The sequence below is a fragment of the Candidatus Omnitrophota bacterium genome (assembly GCA_040755155.1).
Lineage (GTDB): Bacteria > Hinthialibacterota > Hinthialibacteria > Hinthialibacterales > Hinthialibacteraceae > JBFMBP01.
Genome location: JBFMBP010000162.1, coordinates 31618 through 40825 on the forward strand (window position 1 = coordinate 31618; position 9208 = coordinate 40825).

Consider the following 9208-nt stretch of genomic DNA (forward strand, 5'->3'; position numbering starts at 1 on the left):
CGTGGAAATTCTTCCACCGTCACGAGCGGCAGAAGGAAGGAATACTATTCAGGAATAATGCCATCAATCACACAAAACCATTTTGGACGGGCGACAAGTACATCCATTCGCGCAGTCGCCTTCAGCCAAATTTGATGTTTCGTGAAGGCGTCGACTTCATGCGCAATTTCAATGGTTATGTTATCGCGGATTCCGAAATAACGAAAAAAGATAACCCAGGCCAACGGCCTGGGAACAGGATCAACAAAAACCTTAAGCCCTGAATGGGCGAAATAATTAATTCGTATTTCTTCTCTTCATACGGCTAAATAGATAATTCCCTTTTTTACCTCTCATCCCATTGCCAAGACTGATCTCGTAGATTCCAGCCTATCTTGCGGCGAGAACAATCTAACGAACTTTGAATCGAACTCGAAATGAACCCAAATATTCGAAGGATACATTACATGCAATTTTATTTTCATTTGGGAGCGTTGTGTTTCCATGATGTCAATGATGCCTACGATAAGCAAACGAATCCTCCGTCCGGAACAGGGGTGGCCATGCATCCAGAACGGTTATCTCGCCGCCGATTTGCACGTTCATTCCACCTGTTCATATGACGTACTCCCCTCCCAGGAATTTCAACCCGAAGCCATCTATCGAAAAGCCTTGAATCTTGGCATGGATTACATAACGATAACCGACCACGATACGATGGCGGCGTACGATGTCATTGGCTGGGATCGGGAACATCTCGTAACCGGCGTGGAAATGAGCCTTCTGGACAGGAAACGGGTAGGCCATACCATTCACGTCAACGTGTACGATTTGAAAAAATACCAGTTCGACGAACTGCTTCGCATCGCGCAGCATGACCAAAACATCGAAACTTACATCGGCTGCCTTCGAGATCAAAAACTGCCCTATTTATACAATCATCCTTTTTGGTTTTCTCAGGGAGATCGACCCAATTACCGGGCCGTAAAAGATATCGTCGAACTTTTCCCCGTCATCGAATACAACATGAAGCGCGTCCGCAGGAAAAACCTTCTTGCCTTAGGGATGGCGATGATGGAACGGAAAGGAATCCTGGCTTCGACGGACACGCACATCGGCAGAATCGCGCAGTCGTACACCCTGGCGAAGGGAGATACTTTTCGCGAATATTTCGCCAACATCTCCCAAGGAAACGCGTATATCATTCCGCAAGATTTGGATTTGCAGAATTTGAATTCGGAAATCGTAGGTTGGATCGAGCTCTTATTCCGCTTGGAAAATGTTTTGAGGGGCCGGGCGCACTTCACCGGGATCACGATTCTTGACTGCGCCATCAATTTCCTGGCGAACAACACCAGCGACAATTATCCCTATTCGTTCCCTATCATGGAATCTTTATCGCGCAAGATCGTGAAAACCGGTTTCTTCTCTTTTCTTTATTTGTTCCAACAAAACATGAACGCAAAAAAAATCGGCAAAATACTGGATATTCCTTCTTTGACGTTCGACACAGCTCCATAGAAAGAATATTCGGATCGATAATCCATTAAATTTTTGATAGGGAATAGCCATCATGCCTGTAAACACAGCTATTAAAATCCGCGAGGCGGTGGAGAATCGCTCCACGGTCAGTATTCGCCGCCTGCAACAGCGTCTCTTTAGTTATTGGTTCGACGGATTGGTCTACAACCAAATCTGGGAAGACCCTCGCGTCGATATGGAGGCCATGGAACTGGATTCGAGCAGCCGAATCCTGGCGATCTCGTCCGGCGGTTGCAATTTGTTGAATTACCTGGTCGCCGGGCCTCATTCCATTCGCGCGGTCGATCTGAATTTCAATCATATTTGTTTTACGCGGCTCAAACTGGCGGCGATGAAGCGCCTTCCCGACTACAATCGTTTTTTCCAATTTTTCGGAAGCGCCGACCGAGAGGCCAACATTAACAATTACTACCAATACATTCAACCGCACCTGGACCGGGAAACGCGCCAATATTGGGAAACGAAATCGCTGTTCCGCAAATCCCGCATCCGCTTTTTCGCCAACAACGTTTATTCCTACAGCGCGATGGCCAACTTCATTCTTCTGGCGAATGTTCTCTCCAAGCGGTTCGCGAAAGATCCGCAAGAATTGTTGGCCATCCAGGACTCTCGGGAACGGGAAGAGTTCTTCGAAAAACATTTCGCGCCGTTTTTCGATCATTGGCTGGTGAAAGGTTTGGGGCGGCTGCCGTTTTTGTTTTACGGTTTGGGAATCCCTCCGCAACAGTTCGATTCCATGAAGAAGGAATGCAACGGCCAGTTGAATCGTCTTTATCGCAAACGCATTAAAAGCCTTGCTTGCGATTTTCCGATCGAAGAAAATTATTTTGCCTGGCAGGCCTTCTGCCGCCGATACGACGTGAATCGTCGAATCGCGATTCCCGACTATCTGAAAGAAGAAAATTACGAAACCATTAAAAAACGCATCGATGCTATCCATCTAAATTACACGTCGTTGACCGAATATCTTCACCAACAGCCGGACAAATGTCTGAACCGGTTCGTCTTTCTGGATTCGCAGGATTGGATGGATGCGGCTGCGATCGCCGAACTATGGACCGAAGTCGTCCGGACGGGAATGCCGGGAAGCCGCGTTATTTTCCGCACGGCCTCGAACGAATCTCCCATTGAAACCGCATTGCCGGCCCATCTTCGCAAACATTTCGTTTACGAAGAAACTCGATCGCGGGAATTGTACAAAAAAGACCGGTCGGCGATTTACGGCGGCTTCCATCTTTACGTTCTGCAATAGAAACCGGAGGCGCGCTATGGAAACGACGTCCAACCATGCGCTTCTCATGGATCGCATCTATCGTTTTCAACGGTATATCTACGATTTAACCCGTAAATACTACCTGTTGGGTCGAGACCGGTTGATCCGCCAGATGCGGATCGAGCCTGGAGAACGAATATTGGAAATCGGCTGCGGAACGGCCCGCAACCTGATTTTGATGGCTCGCCGCCATCCTCAGGTTCGTTTTTACGGTTTGGATGCTTCCAAGGAAATGCTCATCACGGCGGAAGCGAAGGTGAAACGCGCCGGGCTGGAAGATCGAATCGCATTGCGCCAATGCTTGGCGGAAGAACTGGACGCCAAAAAAACCTTCGATCTGGACGCCCCCTTCGATGGAATCTTCTTTTCGTATTCCCTCTCCATGATCCCCGCTTGGAAAGAAGCGCTGCAAACGGCCTTCGAACAACTGCAACCGGATGGAAAACTCGCCATCGTCGATTTCTGCGACCAGCAAGACCTCCCGCGTTGGTTTCGCAAGATTCTCGCCGCTTGGTTGTTTTGGTTTCACGTCCGGCGCGATCCCGCACTGTTAAATTTCCTGCCGATCCTTTCCAACCGCGAACAGGCGAAGCTGCAAATCGAATACCTTTACAAACGCTACGCTTTTATGGCTACTATTACAAAGCAGAATTGAATCCCGCAAACGGAGAAGGATTAATTCCAGCCTGCATTTAGATTAATGCCAATAATTTCCCTCGCCCCTCTAAGCTGAGCCTTACCCGCAAACCGGTGGGAATCATCAAGGGAAGAAAAACCCTTGTCCTTTCCGCCCCCTATATTGAGATATTATTTTTTCATATGATGTATTATGAATCTCTCTCTCTCTCTCTCTAATAGCCTTATCCTTTATATATTTGCAAATGATGAGTAATTAATTATTTGAAATATTTTTATATTTTCTCTTGACAAATCTCTCTAAATTCGATATAGTCATAATAACGGCGATAAACCATATTTAGAAATTATAAACGTATTTAGGCCGATATTGTATAGACAAATATTTATTTATTATAAATATTTGTAAACAATATTATATGGAGGAATCGTTATGAGAGTAAAAATATTTATTTCTTTAACTTTATTCTTATTGGCAGGAATGAATTTTTTCGCCTTTTCCGAGGCGCTGGAAAAAGGTTCTATCGCCGATCGGCTCGCCAAAGGCAATAGCGCCATTCTCAACGAAAAAGACGAAGGCGTTTTAACGAAATCGCTAGGCGATTTAGTGAAATACGCTCACGTTATCGGCGATTTGCCGTCCATGGTGGAAAAAATCGATTTGCGTTTGCAGAATGAAGAGAAATCCTCGAATCTCTATCGCCAATTGGTTTTGAACAAGGCGCAACTCGCCGGTCGCAACAGCCAGTGGCAGGAAGCCAAAACTCTTTTCGAACAAGCCATTGCGGAAAATTGGCCGAAAGCGATTCCAACTTATCTCGACTGCATGACGGCGGTCGGCAAAAACAAGGAGCGCTGCATCGAGGAATTCAACCGTTGCGTGGGCAAGCCGGACTATCTCGATTATCGGGAACGCAAGGAAGATTTGAGCGTTTTTCGCACCGTCCTGCTCTTCGCGAAAGAAGACGATTCCGCCATTTCCGCCGTCCGCGACGTGTTTCCTTATCTGATCTTCAACGACAAAAAACCTATCCTGCTCGAACTGACGCGCGCTTTGTGTCTGGCGGCGGACAGCCTGTTCGATGAATCGATCAAATCGTTGCAAGCCATCGATACTCTGCTCGCTGATAAAAAGGAAGACGAAGAATTTTATAAAACCATGCCTCTCTATATCGCGTGGACGATGTTCGAAGCGGGAAGCGATTATGATGCGGCGCGCGAATGGCTGAAAGTCTTTTATCAACGCAATCCCGACGATGCGGGACACGTCTTGGGGCGTATTCTGCGCATCGCGTACTTCTTCGACCGCAACGGCGGCAAGCGGCATATCATTCCCGAAGTGACGGCGTATTTGAAAGACTCGCCCATCTTTTCCGATGCGGCGATCCGCGAGCGCGTCAATAAAGAAGTTCTGACCAACGAGCAAATGCGCGCCACTATGCCCAGCGATTTGTACTGGCATGTACTGGAACTACATGCGCACGGCTTATCCTGGCGTTTTCAGTGGGAGGAAGCGGCGGCGGCTTGGCGGGAACTTATGAAGGAATGCTACCCCGCTACGCCTACGGGCGCCAACGCGGCGATGAGCCTGGCCGTCTATATCGCTTCGAAGAATAATCCCGGCGGGAGGGATGTCTTTGGCGCTATAGCCTTACTGGAAGATATCGTCCAAAACGCACCCTTCGACGATATGCTGCCCCACGTTTACCGCCTGCTGGCAAAATATACGGGAATGTCTGGGCAATACGAAAAAGCATTGGAAATTTTACAGGAAGTCTATAACCGAATTCCGCCCAAAGCCAACGGCGAAATGGGGGAATGCCTGAGACTATCGAAAGAGATGGAGCAAGGCATCCGCAAGATCATTAGAGACAATCAAAGTTACCTGGATTATAAGGCGAAATTGAATCGTAAAGTCGACCATGAAGAAATGATCCGCCAACGAAACGAAGAAATGAAAAAAAGAATGCAAAATCAATAAAGGAGAGGGAGAATTGATTATGTTCGCCATGCGATCTACGATAAAAACACTCTTGACAGCGATTTTTTTGTTTCTTTCTGGATGGAATTCCATTACAATCCAGGCATGTCCGCCGCCGCCGGAATGCGACACGCCGGACAGATACGTCATGCATGCTACGGAAAATTCGACGGTAATCGCTTATTCCGAAAATGGAGATCATTTGTTTCTAAGTCATCGCAGTGCGCCTCATTATATAACATACGAGCTGATTCCGCAAAATAACATAGGCGGATTATGGACGACGTGGAATTGGTCGACGGACGGCTGCGGCTTTTGCAACTTGCAAAACGCAACCTGGAATTATTCCGGTGGCCAGGAATATACAAGAAATGCTGCGTATATTGGAATCATGTATTCGAGCGTGGGAGCGTTCTCGGTTACGGGTAAACATAACGGCTACGCCTGCACGAAATTCCCTTATGGAGATTATATCATCCCCGGCAGCAGTAACATTTCTATGAGCGGCTACGTCATCAAAGTCGACATCACCCGCAATGGCTCCGTCATAACGGATACGCAGCAAACCGTGGACTCGGGCGCGCTGATCAATTTAGGCTGCTCCATAACGCCGAATGATGTGTATATTTATTCGATTGGCTTTGCGTGGACGGTTCCGGGAAGCAAAATAAAAAGCTATACCTATTCCACTAATTTAGGGCAAGTCGTCGATATCGCTGGAAGCGATTTGGACGATCCTACGGTCAGCTATTATTGGGTAGACGGCGGCGATGGTAAATATGTCTATTGCGACGTCTCAATTGCCGGACATACTTTTTGGGGCGGAGCGCCGTTTAATGTAAAGCGGCCGACATGTCAGGTTGTTACTAATATCAATAATTATGCTGGTTATTATTTGGAGAATTCATGGATTATTAGTTTAGGTAATATTTCACAGAACTTAATAGGAATAACATTTACTGCTTCGTACTCAGCCAATGGTACTAATGGAGTTCCTTACTGGATTCAGGTTATCAATCATACTCTTCGCGAACATGTAGATAACAATTACATTTTTAGCAGATTTGAAAAATATAATGTATCTGATGTAACCATACCTTATGGTACAGGATTATTTATTGAAGATACTCCTAACAAAATTGTTCCAGCAAATTATATGGCATCTCAAGCATCGGATAGTTATAGCACATGGTTAATGTTTAAATCAAACATTGGTGGTTCAATACCAGTTCCATTATCTAAAATTGATTGGAACTGGTCGGTTCAGTCTATACATAGCGGCGATTGGGGTTATGTTGGAAGTCGCGACGTATCAAGTCCAACTTATATTTCTGCTTTTCCTTTTCCACAATGGAGTGGAAATATTAATGACTAGATTTTAATTGAATATAAATCATAAGATTAATAAAGGAGAATCAAATATGTATACATACAAATTGAAATTATTCTATATCTTGTTTTTACTACTGAACAGTCTGAATTTATACAGTCAAGATACAAAAATCGATTTATCCATACCTATTTTATCAAAATATAAAATATTAAATTCCACATCAAAAATAATAATCGATAATGCAACGAAAGATGGCTGGATATTTGTAGAAAAGAAAAGTGATCGTCCAGAAGACCGATCCATCCGAGATAAAGTTCATGGTATTCTTACTTCCGAGAATGTGATTTACGAACCTTGCGAGCCAATCGTAATAGACGCTACATATATTAATATATCGGATAAAACAATCGATTATTATGACAGCCGTCCTTACGTTGACAACCTTATATATGTTTATAATGATAAAGATGAAGAAATATCGTTAACTATTTATGGAGAATCCGTTTTAGGGGATATTAAAAAAGGCATTATCGATGTTTTCCGTAATGTAATAATGTCGTTGAAACCGCAAAAACACATTCATTTCAAAATACTAATCAACCGCTTATTCGACATGACCCAAAATGGAACCTATAAGATCAACATAAAAAGAACCTTCTACGACAGGGAGAAGGGGACCTATTGCGAGGTGCCGACAAATACGTTGGAAATTATTGTATCTGACAAGAACGGCGAGCTTCCAACCATATTTTACAGCCCAAAATTGTCCAGAGAAGATGAGGCATGGAATAATAATATCAACAGGCCATCCTCTAATAATGACCAACAGAAAAATGAAAAAAACAATAATTGAAGTGAACTTAATGGCTTTGTTAATACTTTTAAGTATATTTAATCAAATTGCCATCGGTCAAAATTACAATAATGTAATAGTTTCCGAATTAACCTCGAATATTCAATTAGAGTCGAGAGTAAACGTAATATTATCGACGGCAACGTATGAACAACCTGCTTTCGATGAATCTCTAAAACAAAAAATTCAATATATCCTATCTACCGATAAAAAATACTACTTGCCATGCGAGCCGATTATTATTCATGCATCCTACTCAAATATATCGAAAAATGTTATTAGATTTAGCCGAGTTCGGGATTCATTAATCGAATATAGGAAAATATCATTAGTTAAGGAGAATAATGAGGAAGCTGCGCTTACTTGTTACGGAGAAGCGACGCTTGGAATACTTTTAAAGAATCGCGTCCTTTCTTCCAGTTATGTGAAGGAATTCATACTACCAAATAATTCGGCAGGTTATGCCATATTGATAAATAGAATCTTCGACATGACGCAGAGCGGAATTTACAAAATCAATTTGACGAAAACATTCTACGACAACGACAATAATACTTATTGCGATGTAACCTCCAATACGCTGGAAATCGCCATATTGGAAGATGTGGACAATCATCCAGTATTCCGCTACATACCGCCCCCGCCCGTCGATAGCAGCGTTTGGGACAAGTTTCTCGGCAGGACATCGCCTAATGATATCCGTCAGAAAAATGAAAAAAACAATAATTGAAATCATTCTCCTTATGGCTATTACTGCTCCCAACGTAATGGGGATGAAGATGATGTCATTTCTCCACCCTAACAATTAGGATGAGAAATTTCATAATTCCCCTAAAATCCAAGATTATCCTTGCGCTTCTTCTTATTCTATTCGCAGCGCATGTTTGTTATTTCTTTTATTCATACGCTTTTTTTCAGGTCATAGCTATAATAAATAATTCGGAGCATCCTCTCACAAAGGTAAAAATATATTATGGCAGCGATTATGAATATCGTTATTTTGCGGAGAGAATTAAGCCCGGGCAAAGAACGATCTTATTCTGTCATTTCTATCCTTGCGTATACATGAACATTTCTTATTTCATTAATAACATAAAAGTTGAGTATCAATTAACCTACAACCATAAAATATCAGAAAATTATTGCATTTATGTTGAAGGGGAAGGAAAAGTAGTTATCAAAAAAAGGATACCGATATTTTTTGCCCTTAAATCCCTTTATTTCTCTGGTCCAATTTGTTTTGAGGATATGCGGATGATGCCTTCATCAAAGTATTTTGAAGAGTGAACCGTCATTTTGACTTAATTATTATAACGGAGCAGTCGCCGATGAAAGCCAATGCCCTTTTTTCTATCGTTCTTTACCTATCGTCGATTGCCGCCTATGCGGAAGAGAATTCTAAGTACGATGCGTATTTGCAATTGCAAGGCGAACAAGAAAGAACGGAATTTATTAATCGCATGAGCCTTGATGATTTGATTTCGTGTAACAGGTCAGCCATCAGAAGTGAGAAAGGGAGGGAATGGGGGTAAATGGCCGGTGCGGATATATTCCCGAAGCGCGGCGACGAGGGTTTGGATCGGATGGTATCCGCGTCGTTTCAGCGTGCGA

General features: G+C 43.6%; 7 protein-coding genes. All 7 read left to right on the forward strand.

The annotated features are described in order from the left end of the window. Positions 1 to 483 precede the first annotated feature (483 nt). The 7 genes from AB1656_25635 to AB1656_25665 all read left to right on the forward strand — a co-directional run bounded on the left by AB1656_25635 (position 484) and on the right by AB1656_25665 (position 8327). Positions 484 to 1500, forward strand: a complete 1017-nt coding sequence (locus tag AB1656_25635) for a PHP domain-containing protein (GenBank protein ID MEW6238780.1) — start codon at positions 484 to 486, stop codon at positions 1498 to 1500. Positions 1501 to 1552: 52 nt separating this feature from the next. Further along, complete coding sequence (locus tag AB1656_25640; GenBank protein ID MEW6238781.1) at positions 1553 to 2773, forward strand: DUF3419 family protein; 1221 nt, start codon at positions 1553 to 1555, stop codon at positions 2771 to 2773. A gap of 16 nt (positions 2774 to 2789) precedes the next feature. Next, positions 2790 to 3449: a methyltransferase domain-containing protein gene (locus AB1656_25645; GenBank protein ID MEW6238782.1), complete on the forward strand. Its 660-nt coding sequence runs from the start codon at positions 2790 to 2792 to the stop codon at positions 3447 to 3449. A 414-nt stretch (positions 3450 to 3863) separates the two neighbouring features. Further along, positions 3864 to 5411: a hypothetical protein gene (locus AB1656_25650; protein ID MEW6238783.1), complete on the forward strand. Its 1548-nt coding sequence runs from the start codon at positions 3864 to 3866 to the stop codon at positions 5409 to 5411. Between the two features lie 19 nt (positions 5412 to 5430). Next, positions 5431 to 6786 (forward strand): hypothetical protein, encoded by a 1356-nt coding sequence (locus AB1656_25655; GenBank protein MEW6238784.1) that lies wholly within the window; start codon positions 5431 to 5433, stop codon positions 6784 to 6786. A 46-nt stretch (positions 6787 to 6832) separates the two neighbouring features. Further along, positions 6833 to 7597: a hypothetical protein gene (locus AB1656_25660; protein ID MEW6238785.1), complete on the forward strand. Its 765-nt coding sequence runs from the start codon at positions 6833 to 6835 to the stop codon at positions 7595 to 7597. Positions 7598 to 8087: 490 nt separating this feature from the next. Next, a complete protein-coding gene (locus AB1656_25665) occupies positions 8088 to 8327 on the forward strand; it encodes a hypothetical protein (protein MEW6238786.1) in 240 nt (79 codons plus the stop codon). Positions 8328 to 9208 lie beyond the last annotated feature (881 nt).

Bases quoted from the DNA above. Each gene is read 5' to 3' on its own strand.
- AB1656_25665 (MEW6238786.1), top strand. From the start codon at position 8,088: ATGACGCAGAGCGGAATTTACAAAATCAATTTGACGAAAACATTCTAC.
- AB1656_25635 (MEW6238780.1), top strand. From the start codon at position 484: ATGATGTCAATGATGCCTACGATAAGCAAACGAATCCTCCGTCCGGAA.
- AB1656_25660 (MEW6238785.1), top strand. From the start codon at position 6,833: ATGTATACATACAAATTGAAATTATTCTATATCTTGTTTTTACTACTG.
- AB1656_25640 (MEW6238781.1), top strand. From the start codon at position 1,553: ATGCCTGTAAACACAGCTATTAAAATCCGCGAGGCGGTGGAGAATCGC.
- AB1656_25645 (MEW6238782.1), top strand. From the start codon at position 2,790: ATGGAAACGACGTCCAACCATGCGCTTCTCATGGATCGCATCTATCGT.
- AB1656_25655 (MEW6238784.1), top strand. From the start codon at position 5,431: ATGTTCGCCATGCGATCTACGATAAAAACACTCTTGACAGCGATTTTT.
- AB1656_25650 (MEW6238783.1), top strand. From the start codon at position 3,864: ATGAGAGTAAAAATATTTATTTCTTTAACTTTATTCTTATTGGCAGGA.